The 18,987-nt window shown below is 55.9% G+C and carries 16 protein-coding genes; 10 read left to right on the top strand and 6 right to left on the bottom strand.

All coding sequences use genetic code 11. The features are described 5' to 3' along the window. Positions 1-129 precede the first annotated feature (129 nt). The gene (locus E1N14_RS06750) at positions 130-2,136 is read left to right on the top strand and encodes a methyl-accepting chemotaxis protein (RefSeq protein ID WP_062793298.1); all 2,007 of its coding nucleotides are present in this window, start codon (positions 130-132) and stop codon (positions 2,134-2,136) included. A 50-nt stretch (positions 2,137-2,186) separates the two neighbouring features. Here E1N14_RS06750 and E1N14_RS06745 read toward each other — a convergent pair whose 3' ends face one another. From E1N14_RS06745 to E1N14_RS06735, 3 genes are all read right to left on the bottom strand, one after another. After that, on the bottom strand, positions 2,187-2,600 hold the full coding sequence (locus tag E1N14_RS06745; RefSeq protein WP_025889849.1) for a YbaY family lipoprotein: 414 nt from the start codon (positions 2,598-2,600) through the stop codon (positions 2,187-2,189). Between the two features lie 11 nt (positions 2,601-2,611). Next, a complete protein-coding gene (gene tesB, locus E1N14_RS06740) occupies positions 2,612-3,475 on the bottom strand; it encodes an acyl-CoA thioesterase II (protein ID WP_025889848.1) in 864 nt (287 codons plus the stop codon). Positions 3,476-3,545: 70 nt separating this feature from the next. Next, positions 3,546-4,430: an SDR family NAD(P)-dependent oxidoreductase gene (locus tag E1N14_RS06735; RefSeq protein WP_051472579.1), complete on the bottom strand. Its 885-nt coding sequence runs from the start codon at positions 4,428-4,430 to the stop codon at positions 3,546-3,548. A 233-nt stretch (positions 4,431-4,663) separates the two neighbouring features. Here E1N14_RS06735 and E1N14_RS06730 point away from each other — a divergent pair, with 233 nt between their 5' ends. Then, entirely contained in the window at positions 4,664-5,539 is an 876-nt protein-coding gene (locus E1N14_RS06730) for a 1,4-dihydroxy-2-naphthoate polyprenyltransferase (RefSeq protein WP_025009392.1), read from the top strand. 109 nt (positions 5,540-5,648) lie between these two features. Here the strand turns inward: E1N14_RS06730 and gndA are convergent, their stop codons facing one another. From gndA to E1N14_RS06715, 3 genes are all read right to left on the bottom strand, one after another. Beyond that, entirely contained in the window at positions 5,649-7,187 is a 1,539-nt protein-coding gene (gndA, locus tag E1N14_RS06725) for an NADP-dependent phosphogluconate dehydrogenase (protein ID WP_025009393.1), read from the bottom strand. Positions 7,188-7,344: 157 nt separating this feature from the next. Beyond that, positions 7,345-7,659, bottom strand: coding sequence for a quaternary ammonium compound efflux SMR transporter SugE (gene sugE / locus E1N14_RS06720; RefSeq protein WP_025009394.1), 315 nt, complete (start codon positions 7,657-7,659; stop codon positions 7,345-7,347). A gap of 293 nt (positions 7,660-7,952) precedes the next feature. Further along, positions 7,953-9,869 carry a propionyl-CoA synthetase gene (locus E1N14_RS06715; RefSeq protein WP_062793299.1) on the bottom strand — a complete coding sequence of 639 codons (1,917 nt, stop codon included), beginning with the start codon at positions 9,867-9,869 and terminating at the stop codon, positions 7,953-7,955. A gap of 396 nt (positions 9,870-10,265) precedes the next feature. On the opposite strand from E1N14_RS06715, the gene E1N14_RS06710 reads away from it, so the two are divergent. The 8 genes from E1N14_RS06710 to E1N14_RS06675 all read left to right on the top strand — a co-directional run bounded on the left by E1N14_RS06710 (position 10,266) and on the right by E1N14_RS06675 (position 18,846). Further along, positions 10,266-10,673, top strand: a complete 408-nt coding sequence (locus E1N14_RS06710; RefSeq protein WP_025009395.1) for a MerR family transcriptional regulator — start codon at positions 10,266-10,268, stop codon at positions 10,671-10,673. A 60-nt stretch (positions 10,674-10,733) separates the two neighbouring features. After that, positions 10,734-11,903 (top strand): isovaleryl-CoA dehydrogenase, encoded by a 1,170-nt coding sequence (locus E1N14_RS06705; RefSeq protein ID WP_025009396.1) that lies wholly within the window; start codon positions 10,734-10,736, stop codon positions 11,901-11,903. A 68-nt stretch (positions 11,904-11,971) separates the two neighbouring features. After that, positions 11,972-13,579: a carboxyl transferase domain-containing protein gene (locus E1N14_RS06700; RefSeq protein WP_025009397.1), complete on the top strand. Its 1,608-nt coding sequence runs from the start codon at positions 11,972-11,974 to the stop codon at positions 13,577-13,579. Positions 13,580-13,590: 11 nt separating this feature from the next. Further along, positions 13,591-14,445 carry an enoyl-CoA hydratase-related protein gene (locus tag E1N14_RS06695; RefSeq protein WP_238336388.1) on the top strand — a complete coding sequence of 285 codons (855 nt, stop codon included), beginning with the start codon at positions 13,591-13,593 and terminating at the stop codon, positions 14,443-14,445. A gap of 13 nt (positions 14,446-14,458) precedes the next feature. Further along, entirely contained in the window at positions 14,459-16,516 is a 2,058-nt protein-coding gene (locus E1N14_RS06690) for an acetyl/propionyl/methylcrotonyl-CoA carboxylase subunit alpha (protein ID WP_037436433.1), read from the top strand. A 1-nt stretch (position 16,517) separates the two neighbouring features. Next, positions 16,518-17,408, top strand: a complete 891-nt coding sequence (locus E1N14_RS06685; RefSeq protein WP_025009398.1) for a hydroxymethylglutaryl-CoA lyase — start codon at positions 16,518-16,520, stop codon at positions 17,406-17,408. Positions 17,409-17,472: 64 nt separating this feature from the next. Continuing rightward, positions 17,473-18,174: a CoA transferase subunit A gene (locus E1N14_RS06680; protein WP_025009399.1), complete on the top strand. Its 702-nt coding sequence runs from the start codon at positions 17,473-17,475 to the stop codon at positions 18,172-18,174. A gap of 15 nt (positions 18,175-18,189) precedes the next feature. Beyond that, a complete protein-coding gene (locus E1N14_RS06675; protein WP_025009400.1) occupies positions 18,190-18,846 on the top strand; it encodes a CoA transferase subunit B in 657 nt (218 codons plus the stop codon). The last annotated feature ends 141 nt before the right edge of the window (positions 18,847-18,987 follow it).

The following is an 18,987-nucleotide window of genomic DNA, read 5'->3' as shown; positions in this document are numbered from 1 at the left end:
CCAAACTGTACTGCTGTAATCAAGCTTCCTCTAAAATAAAGGGGCGAGCCCATAGTTAGATTCAGGTCAAAACTTGTTTAACGTGAATGAGATAAAGTTCAACAAACCGGTCATACAGGAATAACGATAATGAATTACCGCAACTGGCCTATCGCCAAACAGATCGGCACACTGGCTTTTGTGCTGACGATTTTGGTGTTTGGCATCCTGAGTAGCATCTCCTACCTGACAGCCTCATCGACCTTGAAAGAGAAAGCGATAACCGCCATGGAGCAACAGATCCATGGGGTCGATGATCTGCTGGCATTGCAATACGAGAGCCTGTTGTCCCTGGCCCGTCGCAATGCCGATGTATTCAGGGCCATGTATCCAGGCCAATTCCATAAACCGGAAAACAAAACTGTCAGAGTCCTGGGGATAGATACCCCGGCATTGATGCATGAAAAGGAACAGCTCAATTCCTCCCGCAGTAAAGTCGACAGATATGCCAACCTCACAGGCGGGAATGCCACTGTGTTCGTTCGTGACGGCGATGACTTTCTACGTATTGCCACCTCACTGAAAAAGGCCGATGGCAGCCGCGCTCTGGGGACTTATTTGGGAACAAAACACCCGGGCTATCAAAAACTTATTCAGGGCCAGGTCTATGAGGGCTATGCCAAGTTGTTCGGCCGCGACTATATGACGGTTTACCGTCCGGTCAAGGATGTTCAGGGCTCAGTGATAGGTATTCTCTACATAGGCTTCGACATCAGTGACTCTCTGGTGCAGTTGCAGCAGTCGGTCAAACAGCTGCGCCTGGAAGAAAGCGGCAACTACCTGCTGCTGCGCCGCGCCGACAAGGTGGTAGTGGCTCACCCCAGCCTGGCTCAGGGACAAACCGTGACAGAGGCAGAACTCGATGGCTTGCCACTCGATGAGCTGATGAACAGTGAAGGGGTCAAGAGCTATCACAACAGCAAAGGCGTGGAGATGATTGCCTACAGCGCCACCATCCCCGGCTGGAACTGGGAGCTTATCGGTCAGGTCAAAGCCGCCGAGTTGAATGAGGAAAGCCAGACTCTTTTACTGATCAACGCCCTGGTTGCCGTGATTGGTATTCTGGTGATCACCGCCCTGCTCTCTGTCGTGCTGGTACGCACTGTCAGACCACTGCAAACCTTGCAGCGCCACATGGAAAACCTGGGCAAAGGCGACTTCAGCCATGACCTGCCCAAACTAGACAGCCGCAGCGAAAACGAAGTGGTGCGGATAAGCAACAGCGTCACCGAAATGACCCAGGGACTGAAACAGCTGATCCAGGCATTGCAGGGCTCAGTACAAACTCTGGAATACCAGGCCGAACAGGCCCAGGAAGTTGCCCGTCTCAACGGCGACGAAGCTCAGGCGCTAATGGCTCAAACCGATCAAATAGCGACTGCCATTGAGGAGATGTCCACTTCGATACGCGATGTGGCCAACCACGCCGGTGAAAGCGCCAACCAGAGCCAGCAGGTAGATGAAGCCTCCCGCGCCGGACACCAGCAACTGACCCAGGTGGTGCAAGGGCTGGAAACCCTCAGCAGACAGTTGAGCGAGAGCCATACCGCCGTCGAAGGGGTAGCCAAAGAGAGTGAAGCCATCAACACCATCACTGAAGTTATCAATGGCATCGCCGAGCAAACCAACCTTCTGGCACTGAACGCCGCCATCGAAGCCGCCCGCGCCGGCGAACAAGGGCGCGGTTTTGCAGTGGTGGCCGATGAAGTGCGCACTCTGGCAAGCCGCACTCAGGCATCGATTTCGGAAATCGGCCAGACCATCACCTCACTGCAGGCCAAGGTCAAGGACACGGCTACACGCATGGATCAGAGTCATCAGTTGGGTAATCGCTCCGCCGAGCAGGGAGAGGAAGCCAACAATCAGTTGACCGCCATTGCCCAGCGAATTGCCGATCTGGCGGTATCTGTCAGCAGTATCGCCAGTGCCACAGAGCAGCAAAGCGCGGTGGCCGATGAAGTCACCCGTAATCTGCACCAGATAACAGATCTGGCCCGCGAAGGCGATATCCGCGCTACAGAAACCGTCAACTCCGCCAGAGAGTTGACCGAGCTGGCCGCCGCCTTGAAGAAACAGATAAGTATTTTCAGAGTGTAACAAGTAAAAAAGGCGCCCAAGTGGCGCCTTTTCATATCCTGCGGCAACGCTTAACGCTGATCCAATTGCGGTAAAGGCACCGCCTTCATCAGCACTTCGGTGGTAAATTTGTCATTGTTGATCACAGGGTATCTGTCATAGGTCTGGAATATCACTCGCCCCTGATACTGGATCATGGCCACCACACCATAGTTGACATTGGACTCAACGGTTTCCGCCGGCAAAATGAATTTGAACGGCACCGGCGCCCTGGCAATATCAAAGCTCTTTTGCGCCACGATTACCCCTGGGGTATCCAAATCTATGATGGCAATTGTGATACTTGAGCCTTGAGGCAAGGCCACTCTTTCCAGGTAGCCCGCCGCCCCGTTGACGATAACCGGTGCCTTGGGGTCAACCGTAACACAGGCACCGAGAAAGACTATCCCGGCGGCAACGACCAGCCCTTTTACATATTTAATCATCTTTCATTCCCTTATTTGGCAGTCATACGTATCAGGCCTTCCTGAGTGGCCGAAGCCACTAGTTCTCCCTGTTGGTTGAAGAACTGCCCTCTCACATAACCCCGGCCACCACTGGCATTGGGGCTCTCTATGGCATACAGCAACCACTCGCCCATATTGACCGGACGATGGAACCAGAGTGAATGATCTATGGTGGCCATCCGCATCCCTGGGGTCAGAAATGACACCCCATGAGGCTGAGCTGCCGTCACCAAAAAGTTGAAATCCGAAGCGTACGCCAGCAGGTAATCGTGCATTTCATGCTCAGGCGGCAAGGCGCCATTGGCCCGCAGCCAAACATGGCGTACAGGTTCAGTCGCCGCAGGTGCCACAGGGTTGAGCGGATTGACCAGGCGCATCTCTATGGGGGCATCGGCCATAAACTTCTCCAGCATTCTGGCGGGCACCTTGTCCCTCATGGTCATCGCCAATTCCTGCTGATTGAGTATCCCTTCAGGGCCGGGAACCTCTGGCATTTCTGCCTGGTGGCTGAAACCCTCCTCCGGCTCCTGGAAGGAACAGGTCATGTAGAAAATCGGCCGCCCTTTCTGAATCGCCTTCACCTGACGGGCACTGAAACTGCCGCCGTCACGCATGTTTTCGACTTCGTAGACTATCGGCAACTTTTCATCGCCTGCCCGTAAAAAATAGGAATGCAGTGAATGCACCTGGCGCTCTTGCGGCACAGTGCGACGGGCAGCGCTGAGGGCTTGGCCCATGACCTGACCGCCAAACACATGACCAAAACCCAGATCCTGGCTCTGGCCCCGATAAAGTCCAATTTCTATCTGTTCAAGCGCGAGCAGTGACAAGAGATCATCTAAAACCTGGCTCATAAAATTCTGTTAACTGGCTGACATATACCGCAAAGATTAACCCAGAACCGCCCTTCGTGACCAGAAGCCTTTATTCTATCTCTATATCATGCTCGGCAGCGGCCTGCCTGGCCCATTTGACGATTTGTGCCTCTCCGCTGTCGCTGAATCCCAGCGGAGTGGCCACACTCAGCTCCGGCCATGCTCTGGCCAAAAGCTCAGGCGTACAGGCGCCGGCATGGAAATAACCCGGCTCGGTTTCAGCCATTCTCACTCGGCTGATACTGCCGGCCGCCGCCAAAAGATGCTGGCCATTAGGCGCCTGTTCACTGAGCAGAAACAACCCGGCTGCCAAAGGTGCATTCACCCCAAACAGGGGTTGCACCGGCAGTGCCAGATGTTTTTCCGTCATGGGAGTGGTGACCATGGGGCAGAGGCTGTTCACGCGGATATTGTGAATACTGCCTTCACGACTGAGACTATTGGTTAATCCAAGCAAAGCCATCTTGGCACTGGCCCAGGCACTTTCGAACAGATCGCCGAAAACACCACTGACACCGCCGAGCAGCAGGATCCGGCCATACTCCTGTGCCTTCATTCGTGACCAGAGGCCGTGACAAAGGAAGAAACTGCCATCGAGATCCACCTGCAACTGCCGTCGCCACTGTTTGGCAGTCAACTTTTCAAATGAGCAGGGATGGTGGATCCCGGCGCAGGCCACCAGCAGCTCTATGGTACCAAAGTGGTCGCAGGCTTCCTGCAACACCTTGGCGACCCGCTGTTCGTCGGCAACATCACATTGCCAGGCTTTGGCATCTGCCCCCAAAGCAGAAAGCGCATTCAAGGTATCTTTACAGCTGTCGATATCCAGCAGCGCCAGGCTGGCGCCCCTTTGTGCCAATCCTATGGCAAAAGCCCGCCCCAAGCCCGAGGCGGCACCGCTGATAAGGGCTGTCCTGCCCCCAAACCCCATCATATTAACCTCTGCATTAGCATTAAGCCCATGAAATACCGGGTATTCTTTAACAATAAGAACACATAAAACCCAAGGGTAATTTGATTATGGCTGCATTTTTTTAATCCGCACGGGTACAAATGTGCGCTGACTCAAACTCTGTTAAATGCATTTATCCGATTGTGCTAACTTTCAAGTGGAAAATTGGTATCCTTAGCTTGTTTTTCCGTCTTTAACTCTGAAGAAAGGACAAGATGAACCCCTGGATTTTAGCCTCACGGCCGCGCACCTTGCCTGCGGCGATAGGACCCTTGCTGATAGGTAACATACTGGCTCTGCAACTGGAGAGCTTCAGTTGGGCCATTGCAGTGGCGTCCATGGTCTGTGCCCTGTTACTGCAGATTGCAGTTAATCTGGCCAATGACTATTTTGATTTTAAAAACGGTATAGATACCGAGGAGCGACTGGGGCCGATAAGGGTCACCCAGAGTGGCTTGCTCGATCCGCAGAAAGTACGCAACGCGATGATTTTTTGCCTCTTGCTGGCATTGGTTGTGGGGTCTTTCCTCATTTGGCACGGAGGCTGGCCGATTGCCATTCTGGCGGCGGCTTCCATTATGGGCGCCCTGGGTTACAGCGGCGGCCCATACCCGCTGGCCTCACACGGCCTTGGCGAAGTGGCGGCCTTTATCTTCTTTGGCTTGGTAGCCGTTGTCGGCAGTTACTACCTGCAGGCCGGTGATACCAGCACCGCAGCCTGGATTTTGGGTAGCGCTGTGGGCCTGCTCAATGCCGCCATCTGTCTGGTTAACAACACCCGCGATATCTATACCGACGAGAAAGCCGGCAAGCGCACTTTGGCGGTACGCATAGGTGAGGCCCAGTCCAAGGTGCTGTACCAGGCGTTGGTTTACTTACCCTTCGGTCTGATTATCGCAGGCTTCCTGCTGGGCTTGCTGCCTGGGCTGCCTGTGCTGCTGACGGGCCTCGCGCTGCTGATGGCCCGCAGGCTGTCCAGCGATTTCACGCAAGTATCGGGCGCGGCGCTGAATCCCCTGCTGGGACGTACAGCCAAACTGACCATGATGTTCAGTGCCCTGTTCAGCTTAGGCTTGGTGTTTACCATTTAACCCAGGGAAGCAATAACAGAGGGATAGCAATAACAAAGGCTTCCACTGCCATGCAGTTGGAAGCCTTTTTCGTTGGCCGGTGATAGTGTTCTGCCCGGCCCGTTTTCCCTCAATCCAGCTTAATCAGCGGCCGCTTGGGGTCACTCCAATCCAGGTGATAACGCTCGTTGGCAGCTTGGTCTATGCGCTCAAAACTATGCGCTCCGAAAAAGTCCCGTTGCCCCTGCAACAGATTGGCTGGCAGCGTTTCACTGCGATAACTGTCGTAGTAAGAAAGCGCCGATGAGATGCAGGGCACAGGCACACCAGCAAGTACCGCCTTGGCAACCGTTTGCCGCCATGCCTGCTGGCGCGCCGAAAGCGTTGAAGCAAAGCCATCGGCCAACAGCAAATTGGCCAATTCCGGCTCGCTGTCGTAGGCTGCGGCTATGGATTGCAGGAATCTGGCGCGAATAATACAGCCGGCGCGCCAGATCCTGGCGATGGCGGCAAAATCCAGCTGCCATCCCTGCTCCTGAGCCTGCATCGCCATCAACTGGAATCCCTGGGCATAACAGCTCACCTTGGCGCAATAGAGTGCACTCTCCAGGCCATCAATAAAGCTTTGTTGCTCGTCCGAGGCCGCCGATTGAGTGTCTCGCGCTTCGGGACCGACCAACTTGCTGGCCAAACTCTGGCGCAGAACCTTTTGAGTGCTGATGGCGCGGGCATAAACCGCTTCTGCGATAGTGGGCGCCGGGCAACCTATCTGCAGGCTGCTGACAGCCGTCCACAGGCCAGTGCCCTTCTGCCCCGCCTTATCGAGGATCATCTCTACCAGAGGCTTGTCGCTTAATGGGTCCTGTTGCCGCAAGACCTCGGCGCTGATTTCCATCAGATAACTGGAGAGCACACCTGTATTCCAGCGCTCGAACACCAGGGCAATGGCGTAGGCATCAAGGCCCAGCACTTGGCTTAGCAAATGATAAGCCTCGCAAATCAACTGCATGTCGGCATATTCAATGCCGTTGTGCACCATCTTCACATAGTGACCGCTACCGGCCGGGCCTATGTAAGCCGTGCATGGCTCCCCTTGGGTAACCGGGTTGCCGGGCTCGAATCGCTCCAGCGGCAATCCGGTGTCACCATCCACCTTGGCAGCTATTGCCCGCCAAATGGGAGCAACCCGCTCCCAGGCCTTGATATCACCGCTTGGCATCAACGAGGGCCCGAATCTGGCCCCCACCTCACCGCCGGATACGGCTGAGCTGAAGAAGATAAACTGATCGCGATAGCGCTGCTCCCGCGCTATGGTGTCTGTCCACAGGCTATTGCCCGTGTCTATGACTATATCCTCGCGCTCAATCCCGGCATCAAGCAGGGATTGGCATACGGCATCGACTGCCGTACCGGCCGGGATGGACAGCAGCAGGATGCGCGGTGTTGCTAAATTTGCCATCAAATCAGTAAGATTATTACAGCCAAACAGCAATTGTTCCCTCTCGGTCACTTCCACCTTGGCCTGGTTTTCGGCAGCAGTCACTTTGCGACTGTCCAGATCGAACGCCGCGACCCGATAGCCGTTATCTATGATATTGAGAGCGAGATTCTTGCCCATAACACCCAGGCCTATGACCCCGATGTCAGAAAGATGCTTGTGGGTTTGCATTGTTATTAATTCCACGGGTAGCAGAGGAGCCGGCCGTTTTGTGAGCAAACAGCCGGCCTTGAGTGGATTAATTATACTGATTAACGAAAGTTAATTACCAGTCGCCCTTGGCGATAACCTTGTTTGAAAAACACGATTAACAGGCAAACCTCCGGGTTCAGCTGGCCAGTTTCAGCCCCAAGACACCAATAAAAATCAACAGTAAACTGCCGATTTTCATCAGGCTGGTGCTCTCGCCGAACAGCCAGATACCCACCAATGCCGTGCCCATGGCACCTATGCCAACCCAAACACCGTAAGCCGTGCCTATTGGCAATGACTTGGTCGCCAGCCCAAGCAAACCGACACTGATGGCCATGGCACCCAAGGTCAATAGACTGGGAACCAACTTGGTAAAGCCATGGGTATATTTAAGGCCTATGGCCCAACCGATTTCGAACAAACCAGCGAGGATTAAGAGTATCCAGTTCATGGACTCGTCCCTTTTTAAAAAGGGGTCGTCCCCGGTAATAGATAAGGCGCTTGCAAGGTCGTCCCTGCGGCCGGAATGATAAGGCTACATAGTGAGCTTAAGTTGCAAGCCTGAATGTAAAACTTGGATGCAACTACTTTGTATGTAACTACTTGTTGTCGCCCCGAAACGGAGCAGCGGCATCTTAGCAAAGGCCGACTAAAAGGGCAAAGTGTAAGAGGCGCGCCTTTGCAACATGAAAAACAGCTAAAAAAACGCCTGCCGACGGCAGGCGCAAAAGGAGAAAGTCAACCTCAGGCGTGCTCTTTCACCAGAGAATCGGCATAGCCCATGCGGGTCAGCGCGGTGCGTACCAGATCCAGAGTAGCGGGATCCTCTATGGTTGCCGGCGCCTTGAACTCCTGGTTGTCGGCAATTTTACGCATGGTGCCACGCAGTATCTTGCCGGAGCGGGTCTTGGGCAACTTGGGCACGGCGCTTACCAAACGAAACGCCGCCACCGGGCCTATTTCCTGGCGCACCAGGGCCACCAGCTCCTTGTGTAGCTGCTCTTCGCTCAGGGTATTACCCATCTTGAGCACCACCAATCCCAGCGGCACCTGGCCCTTGAGCTTATCTTCCACACCGATAACCGCTGCTTCAGCCACTGCCGGATGCTGACAAAGCACCTCTTCAAAACGTCCGGTCGATAATCTGTGACCGGCCACATTAATGATGTCATCGATGCGACTCATGATGTAAAGATAGCCCTCTTCATCCATATAGCCGGCATCTCCGGTGAGATAATAGCCGGGATACATGGCCAGATAGCTGTCATGGTAGCGCTTATCTTTTTGCCACAGCGTGGTCAGGGTTCCGGGCGGCAGAGGCAATTTGATCACCACATTGCCCGACTGCCCGGGAGCCACCTGCTCACCCATTTCGTCCAATACTTCCACCTGATAACCGGGCACGGCTCTGGCCGGTGACCCGGCTTTGACCCGAATAGGGGCAACACCCATCAGGTTGGCGGCAATCGCCCATCCTGTTTCGGTTTGCCACCAGTGATCTATTACTGGCTTGGCCAGCTTCTCGGCCGCCCAGTTGAGGGTATCCGGGTCACAACGTTCGCCGGCCAGAAACACATTTTTCAAGCAAGAGAGATCGCTTTGAGCCACATAGCTTGCCTCCGGATCCTCACGTTTGATGGCACGAATCGCAGTCGGTGCGGTGAAGAAACTCTTGACCTTGTACTTGGATATGGTGCGCCAGAAAGTGCCGGGATCCGGGGTGCCCACAGGTTTGCCTTCAAACAGCAAGGTGGTGGCGCCTACCAGCAGCGGTGCGTAGACAATATAGGAGTGGCCCACCACCCACCCCACATCCGAGGCTGCCCAGAAGACATCGCCTGCGTCTATGTCGTAAATAGCCTTCATCGACCAGGCCAGTGCCACGGCGTGGCCGCCATTGTCGCGCACCACACCTTTTGGCTGCCCTGTGGTGCCGGAGGTGTAGAGAATGTACAGGGGATGAGTGGCTTCGACCGCCACACAATCGGCCGGGCTCGCCTGACAGATGGCATTCTGCCAGTCATGATCCCGCCCGGGCTGTAACTCGGCCTGATACTGACTGCGGCCGAGAATAAGGCAGTTTTCCACCTTGTGCTCGGACAGTTCCAGCGCCTTGTCCAGCAATGGCTTATAAGGCACAACGCCTGAGGGTTCTATACCGCAGGAGGCAGACAACACCAGTCTGGGTTTGGCATCGTTGATCCGGGTTGCCAACTCATTGGCGGCAAAGCCGCCGAACACCACTGAATGTATCGCGCCTATGCGGGCACAGGCCAGCATGGCAAACACGGTTTCCGGCACCATGGGCATATAGATAACGACTCTATCGCCCTTATTAATCCCGACTGATTGCATCCAGCCCGCCAGGCGGCTCACCTGCTGCTGCAATTCGTTATAGCTGATGCCATACTCGGTATCTGTTACCGGGCTGACATATTGAATGGCGGTCTGTTCGCCACGTCCTGCGGCCACATGCCTATCCACCGCGTTGTAGCAAGTGTTGAGCATGCCACCGCTAAACCAGCGGTAAAATGGCGCCTCACTCTCATCCAGCACCTGCTCCCAGGGCTGTTGCCAATCTATGGCACGGGCACACTCGCCCCAAAACTGTGTCCTGTCCTCGAGTGACGCCTTATGCAGGGCTAAACCCGGATCTATCATTATCTGTCCTCCCAAAGGACGCCGTTCTGCGACGGCACTGCGTTCCCTTCCTTCCTGGGACAATTAATAGTCTTTTTTGGCCCTATCCCCAATTAGACGTTAGCCTAAAACCCTGCTCTAACTGCGCCTTTTGGCTTGCGGGCATTTTGCTGTTCATCCGCTCCGGCCTTCAACAACGATTGGAATGCAAACATAGGCATAGCGAAGGGCAGCATGTATCGCTATCTGCTGCTGTGAGATAAATGAACAGCCAACTGAAACGAGTGTTTCAATACGGGCAAAGGCCGATGGCAGCAGGGATTGACACCTCACAGTTCGCAAAATGCCACAACAAACTTTACCTTTACGTAAACTTCATATATCTTGCCAAACAAGTTCCATTTTATGGTGTTATCGATGAGCGCAAACCACAATCCACAAACCACTTACTCCATCAGTGATCTGTCAAAGGAATTTGATATCACCACCCGCAGCATCCGCTTCTATGAAGATCAGGGTCTGCTCAAACCCAGGCGTCGTGGTCAGACCCGTATCTATAGTCTCAAGGACAGAGTCAGACTGAAACTGATCCTGCGCGGCAAGCGTCTGGGCTTTTCCCTAGCGGAAACCCGCCGACTGTTTGAACTCTACGATGCCGACAAGAGCAGCCATGCACAGCTCAATACCATGTTGGCCCTGATCGAAGAGAAGAAAACCTCACTGCAACAGCAGATGGACGATATCAAGGTGGTGTTGATGGAACTCAATTCTGCCGAACTTCAGTGCCGTCAGGCGCTGGATGACATGGAGCAGGAAAAAGCCTGAGCCATTGACCAAACACCATAATAATAAAATAAAAATATTAACTTACAGGACATCAAGCCAATGAACTCTCTCTACTCAAGCCTCAACTTTGGACTCGGTGAAGAAATCGATATGCTGCGGGATGCAGTCAACGGTTTCGCCGCCAATGAAATCGCCCCCATTGCCGCCAAGGTGGATCAGGACAACGCCTTCCCCAACGAGCTTTGGCCTCAGTTCGGCGACATGGGGCTGCTTGGGATAACAGTCCCAGAAGAGTTCGGCGGTGCCAACATGGGTTATCTGGCGCACGTAGTGGCCATGGAAGAGATATCCCGCGCTTCGGCGTCCATAGGTTTATCCTACGGCGCCCACTCCAACCTGTGCGTCAACCAGATCAACCGCAACGGCAATCAGGCCCAGAAGGAAAAATACCTGCCCAAACTGGTCAACGGCGAGCATATAGGCGCACTGGCGATGAGTGAACCCAACGCAGGTTCGGACGTGGTTTCCATGAAGCTGCATGCCCGCAAGGAAGGCGACCGTTACATTCTCAACGGCAATAAAATGTGGATCACCAATGGCCCGGATGCCCACACCTATGTGATTTACGCCAAAACCGACTTGGACAAGGGCCCGCACGGGATTACCGCCTTTATCGTCGAGCGCGGCTTCAAAGGCTTCTCCCAGGCGCAGAAGCTCGACAAGCTGGGAATGCGCGGCTCCAACACCTGTGAACTGGTATTCGAAGACTGCGAAGTCCCGGAAGAAAATATTCTCGGCGGCCTCAACCAGGGTGTAAAGGTACTGATGAGCGGCCTGGATTACGAGCGGGTGGTGCTCAGCGGCGGCCCTCTTGGGATAATGACCGCCTGCATGGACATAGTGATGCCCTATATGCACGAGCGGGTGCAGTTCGGCAAATCCATCGGCGAATTCCAACTGGTGCAGGGCAAACTGGCCGACATGTATACAGGCATGAATGCCGCTAAGTCCTATATCTATAACGTCGCCAAGTCCTGCGATCGCGGCGAAACCACACGTAAAGATGCCGCCGGTGCCATTCTCTACAGCGCCGAGCTCGCCACCAAGATGGCACTGGACGCCATTCAGCTGCTGGGCGGCAACGGCTATATCAATGAATACGCTACAGGTCGCCTGTTGCGCGATGCCAAGCTCTATGAAATCGGCGCCGGTACTTCGGAAATCCGCCGCATGCTCATCGGCCGCGAGCTGTTCAACGAAACCAAGTAATGGCGAATGCCGGGGCCGTTCAAGCGGCCCTTCACGCTCCCCCATTCAGTCGAAAAGGATGACAAGTCGTGCCTCAAATCAGCAGTAGAATCAACGCCCGCAGCGATGAATTCAGGGAAAAACAAGCCGCCATGTCCCACCTGGTGGCCGATGTCCAACAAAAGCTCAACAAGATAGTCGAAGGCGGTGGCCCTGTGGCCATGGAGCGCCATCTGTCTCGCGGTAAACTGGCGCCGCGCACCCGGGTAGAGAAACTTCTGGATCCCGGCTCACCATTTCTGGAACTGAGCCAGTTCGCTGCCTTCGAAGTCTATGACGAAGAAGTGCCCGCCGCCGGCATCATAGCCGGGATCGGCCGGGTCAGCGGAGTCGAGTGCATGATTATCGCCAACGACGCCACGGTCAAAGGCGGCACTTACTACCCGCTGACGGTGAAAAAACACCTGCGGGCTCAGGAGATAGCCGAGCGCTGTCACCTGCCCTGCATCTATCTGGTGGACTCGGGCGGTGCCAACCTGCCGCGCCAGGATGAAGTATTTCCGGACAGGGATCACTTCGGCCGTATCTTCTTCAATCAGGCCCGCATGTCCTCCAAAGGGATCCCACAAATCGCCGTGGTCATGGGCCTGTGTACCGCAGGTGGCGCCTATGTGCCGGCGATGGCCGATGAATCGATTATTGTCCGTGAACAGGGCACCATCTTTTTGGCCGGCCCGCCGCTGGTGAAAGCCGCCACAGGTGAAGAGGTCAGTGCCGAAGAGCTCGGCGGCGCCGAGGTACACACCAAGATAAGCGGTGTGGCCGATCATCTGGCGCAAAATGACGACCACGCGCTGGAGTTGGCCCGCAATGCCGTCTCCCGCCTCAATCACCAAAAGCAGATTGCCCAGACTCTGAGCCAGGTAAAGCCACCCAAGTACGATATTCATGAGCTCTACGGCATAGTCGGCACCGACTTGAAAAAGCCCTTCGATGTCAAAGAAGTGATTGCCCGCATCGTCGATGACTCGGACTTCGACGAGTTCAAGGCCGGTTACGGTGCCACTCTGGTGTGCGGTTTTGCCCGTATTCATGGCTACCCGGTAGGCATAGTGGCCAACAACGGCATTCTGTTTTCCGAGTCGGCGCAAAAAGGCGCTCACTTCATCGAGCTCTGCTGCCAGCGCAAGATCCCACTGCTGTTTTTACAAAACATTACCGGCTTTATGGTCGGCAAGAAATATGAGCATGAAGGCATAGCCAAACACGGTGCAAAAATGGTGACCGCAGTATCCTGCGCCACTGTGCCCAAGTTTACCGTGATCATCGGCGGTTCCTACGGCGCCGGTAACTACGGCATGTGCGGTCGCGCCTTTGAACCCACCATGATGTGGATGTGGCCCAACGCCCGCATCTCAGTAATGGGAGGCGAACAAGCCGCCGGAGTGCTGGCCACAGTACGTAAAGACGGCCTGGCCCGCAAGGGGCAGACCATGAGCGCCGAGGAAGAAGCCGCCTTCAAGGCTCCGGTGATAGCCCAGTACGATAAAGAGGGTCACCCCTACCATGCCAGCGCCCGTTTGTGGGACGACGGCATTATCGACCCGGCCCAGACCCGGGATGTGGTCGGCCTGGCATTGTCGGCGGCGCTGAATGCGCCCATAGAGGACACACGTTTCGGCGTGTTCCGCATGTAATGGAGGCCGGAATGGATTATCAATATCTGACCTTAACCACCGACTCCCGCGGCGTTTCATCCCTGGTGATGAATCGCCCTCAGCTGGCCAACGCCTTCGATGAAGTGATGATTGCCGAGCTCATTCATGCGCTGGAGTCCCTGGCCCGGGATCCCGCCTGCCGGGTGCTGCTGCTGAAAGCCAACGGCAAACATTTCAGCGCCGGCGCCGACCTGAACTGGATGCGCAAACAGGCGGCGATGGACTTTGACGACAACCTCAAAGATGCCGCCGAGTTGGCCCGGTTGATGGCCACTCTGGATCAATTCCCCAAACCGTCATTGGCCCTGGTGCAGGGCGCGGCCTTTGGCGGAGCGCTTGGGCTGGTGTGTTGCTGCGATATCGCCATTGCGACGCCCAAGGCCAGCTTTTGCCTGTCAGAGGTGAAGCTTGGCCTGATCCCGGCGGTCATCAGCCCCTATGTGCGCCGCGCCATGGGCGAGCGTCAGGCGAGACGTTATATGTTGACCGCAGAGCGTTTCGATGCCGAAGCCGCCAAGACTTTGCAACTGGTGCATCAGGTAGCAGACGATCTCGAGGCCGCCGCAGCGCCCCTTATCGAGTCACTGCTGGGCAACAGTCCGCAGGCGCTCAACTGGTGCAAACAGCTGATAAGCGATATCCGCCACGGACTGATAGATGAACAGACGCTGGCGCTCACCGGCGAGGCCATCGCCCGGATCCGGGTGTCTGCTGAAGGCCAGGAAGGGCTGAACGCCTTTTTCGAAAAACGCCCGCCGAACTGGCAAGGCACAAGTAACAATACGGGCAGCAACTCCAGTTGCAATCCAGGCAATAGCTCGAACCCGCCAGAGCGCCGTGACTAAGGAAGGATGTAAGATGTTCAACAAGATTCTGATTGCCAACCGCGGCGAAATTGCCTGTCGCATCATACGTACCGCCAGGTCATTGGGTGTACGCACTGTCGCACTGTTCTCGGATGCCGATCGCCATGCCGCCCACGTGGCCATGGCCGATGAAGCCTTTTATCTGGGGGGCTCGGCACCGGCCGACTCCTACCTCAAGGGCGATGCCATTATCGATATCGCCAAGGCCTGTGGCGCCGAGGCGATCCACCCGGGTTATGGTTTTCTGTCGGAAAACGCCGCTTTTGCCGCCGCCTGTGAACGGGCCAATATCGCCTTTATCGGTCCCAAGGCCGATTCCATAGAAGCCATGGGCAGCAAGAGCGCCGCCAAACTCATCATGGGCCGCGCCGGAGTGCCGCTGGTGCCCGGCTATCATGGTGATGACCAGAGCGATGAAGTGCTGCTCAGTGAAGCCGAAAAAATCGGTTTCCCGCTGCTGATCAAGGCCGCCTTCGGTGGCGGCGGCAAGGGAATGCGGATTGTCCGCAGCCTGACGGAAGTCAAGTCGGCCATCGACTCGGCCCGCCGTGAAGCCGCCTCCAGTTTTGGCAATGACAAGCTGTTGATGGAGCGTTATCTGGAGCAGCCGCGCCATGTGGAAGTACAGGTATTTGCCGACACCCAGGGCAATGCCATCTATCTGTCAGACAGGGACTGCTCGATTCAGCGCCGCCACCAAAAAGTGGTGGAAGAAGCGCCGGCCCCCGGCCTCAGCGACGCCCTGCGTCGCCGCATGGGTGAAGCCGCCGTGGCCGCCGCCCGCGCCATCGACTATGTGGGCGCAGGCACGGTCGAGTTTCTGCTGGACACCCATGCCACAGAGGAAGACGGCAGCTTCTTCTTTATGGAGATGAATACCCGTTTGCAGGTAGAGCATCCTGTTACCGAGCTGGTGACAGAGACAGATCTGGTGCACTGGCAACTTTTGATCGCCGCCGGAGAGCCTCTGCCCCTGACTCAGGAGCAAGTTGCCATTAATGGCCATGCCTTTGAAGTGCGAATTTATGCCGAAGATCCGGATAACGACTTCCTGCCCGCCAGCGGCAAGCTCAACTTCCTGCGCGAGCCCAAACCATCGCGCCATGTGCGTATCGACTCAGGGATCCGTGAAGGCGATGAAATCTCCAACTTCTACGATCCCATGATAGCCAAGCTGATTGTTTGGGATGAGTCACGCCCAAGAGCGCTGCAGCGCCTGCAAAGGGCTCTGGATGACTTCCAGCTCACCGGCCTGAAACACAATATCGGTTTCCTGGGTAAAATCGCCGCTCACCCGGCCTTTGCCGGCGCCGACTTCAGCACAGATTTTATTGAGCGCTATCAAGCACAGCTGCTGCCTCAAGCGAAAGACAGCGCCCTGCCCTTGCCGCTGCTGGCCAAAGCCGCCCTGTATGAAATGCTGTGGCGCAAACGCGACTCCCAGGCCAAACAGGCAAACAGTCAGGACCCTTCCTCGCCCTGGGGCAGCGCCAGTGGCTTTAGACTCAACTGCGCCAAGCGCCACGATATTGCCCTGATGGACGATGAACACCATATTCATCACCTGCAGCTGACTGAGCTGGCCAAGGCCGATAGCTGGCAACTGACACTGGATGGCCAAACCCTGGTTATCGAAGGCGAGCTGAGCACAGATGAGGCCGGTGGTGACGCGCTTCGCTGTGTGGTCGATGGGCATATCAGCAGCCAGCGAATCAGCCGCCAGGGCATGGACTTTACCCTGCTTGGCCGCTCCGGCGAGCTTAACGCCTGTCATTTCCGCGCCATTCAGAATGAACTGGAAGAAGAGCAGGCCAACCACGCCGATCTGCTCAAGGCGCCGATGAATGGCACCATAGTCACCCACCTAGTGGCTGTGGGCGACAGCGTTAAGGCGGGCCAGGGGCTGATGGTGATGGAAGCGATGAAGATGGAATACACCATAGCCGCGCCTTTCGATGGCACTGTGAGTGAGTTTTTCTTCCAGCCCGGCGAACTGGTCAGCGATGGCGCCCAGTTGCTGGAGCTCAGCGAACAACTCAAGGAGGCTTAAAATGCTGCCTCCAAAGGTAAGCCTGTTTGAAGTAGGCCCAAGAGACGGCCTGCAAAATGAAACCTCGGTCAGCACTCAGGCCAAGATAGCCCTGATTGAAGCCCTGGCCGATGCCGGGGTGAAACGCATCGAAGCCGCCAGCTTTGTGTCGCCCAAGTGGGTGCCGCAAATGGCAGACTCGGGCGAGGTGCTGCGCGGCATTTCACGCCGCGCCGGCGTCTGCTACAGCGCCCTGACTCCCAATCTCAAGGGCCTGGAGTTGGCGCTGGATGCCGGCGCCGATGAAGTTGCAGTATTTGCCGCCGCCTCCGAAGGCTTCAGCCAGAAGAACATCAACTGCTCCATCGAAGAGTCCATCGCCCGCTTCGAGCCCCTGCTGAGCCGGGCCAAGGAGCAAGGTATTCGGGTTCGCGGCTATGTTTCCTGCGTATTGGGTTGCCCCTATGATGGTGAAATCGCCCCGGCAGAAGTGGCTCGGGTCGCCGACATTCTGCATCAATTGGGCTGCTATGAAATATCCCTCGGCGACACCATAGGCGTAGGTACACCGCTCAAGGCCCGAAAAATGGTGGAAACCGTGGCCGAGCGCGTACCGGTAGAGCGCTTGGCGCTACACTTCCATGACACCTACGGTCAGGCGCTGGCCAACATTCTCGCCTGCCTGGAAACCGGCGTCAGTGTAATAGATACCTCGGTCGCCGGACTCGGTGGCTGCCCCTATGCCAAAGGCGCATCCGGTAATCTGGCCAGTGAAGATCTTGTCTACATGCTGCATGGTATGGGTATAGACACAGGCATAGATCTCAACAAACTGGCCCAGGCCGGACGGCAGATAAGCCAGCAGCTTGGACGGCAAACCGGTTCAAAAGTAGCCAGAGCCCTGGGAGCTTAAGGCCTCCAGGTGGCACAACAGATAAGCAGTATAACGACAGATAATAAACAGCAAGGACATCACTATGGCAGGACTCAATAAAGTTGTCGGCAGCTACGACGAAGCGCTCGCAGGTCTCACCAATGATATGACAGTCATGGTGGGCGGTTTTGGCCTTTGCGGCATTCCCGAAGGCCTTATCAATCAAATGGTCAAACTGGGCGTTAGCGGCCTGACCGCCATCTCCAATAACGCCGGGGTGGACGACTTCGGACTGGGGCTGCTGCTGCAACATAAGCAGATAAGCACAATGATCGCCTCCTATGTGGGTGAAAACGCCACCTTTGAGCGGCAGATGCTCAGTGGCGAACTCAATGTAATCCTTACTCCGCAAGGCACTCTGGCGGAGAAGATCCGCGCCGGCGGCGCCGGGATCCCCGCCTTCTTTACCGCCACCGGCTACGGCACCCCGGTGGCCGAGGGCAAAGAGACCCGCGAAATCAATGGCCGCCACTATGTGCTGGAAGATGCTCTGACCGCCGACTTCGCGCTGATCCGCGCCTGGAAGGCCGATACCATGGGTAACCTGGTATTTCGCAAGACAGCCGCCAACTTCAACCCCATGATGGCCACCGCCGGCAAGATAACTGTGGTGGAAGTGGAAGAGATAGTCGAGCCGGGTGAGCTGAACCCGGATCATATCCACACCCCGGGAATCTATGTGGATCGCGTCATCAAGGGTGTGTTCGAGAAGCGTATCGAACAGCGCACAGTCAAACAGGCATAAGGGCAGGAGAGCAAAATGGCACTTTCAAGAGAACAACTGGCCCAACGCGTCGCCAAGGAACTCAAAGACGGTTACTACGTCAACCTGGGGATAGGTATCCCGACTCTGGTGGCCAACTATATCCCCGAGGGCATGCAGGTGATGCTGCAATCGGAAAACGGCCTCTTGGGCATGGGTGAATTCCCCACCGAAGACACTATAGATCCGGATCTGATCAACGCCGGCAAGCAAACCGTTACCGCCGTCAAGGGCGCGTCTTTCTTCTCAAGCGCCGAGAGCTTCGCCATGATCCGTGGCGGACATGTGGATCTCACGGTACTGGGCGCGTTCGAGGTGGATGTCGAAGGCTCTATCGCCTCATGGATGATCCCCGGCAAGCTGGTTAAAGGCATGGGCGGCGCCATGGACTTGGTGGCCGGCGCCGACAATATCATAGTCACCATGATGCACGCCGACAAACATGGCAACTCCAAACTACTGAGCAAATGCGAGTTGCCGCTCACAGGTTACGGCTGCATCAAGCGAGTACTGACAGACCTGGCCTTTATCGAAATCAAGGACGGCGCCTTCCACCTGCTGGAGCGGGCACCTGGTGTGAGTGTCGAGGAGATAGTTGCCAAAACCGCCGGCAAGCTTATCGTCCCGGAACATGTGCCAGAGATGGCACTGTAAATCAGACCGGTGGCTCCCACAGAGCAGTGATATCCCAAACACCCGCCGTTGCGGGTGTTTTTGTATTCAGTCAACAGGGACAATTCTCCCCACCAACACTTGCAGGGCTTACGGCGGTGGATTTTCCTATTACATGCCGCA

The sequence above is a fragment of the Shewanella algae genome, from assembly GCF_009183365.2.
Lineage (GTDB): Bacteria > Pseudomonadota > Gammaproteobacteria > Enterobacterales > Shewanellaceae > Shewanella > Shewanella algae.
Note: the sequence above shows the minus strand (reverse complement) of the source record. Positions and strands in the feature narration are given on the sequence as shown.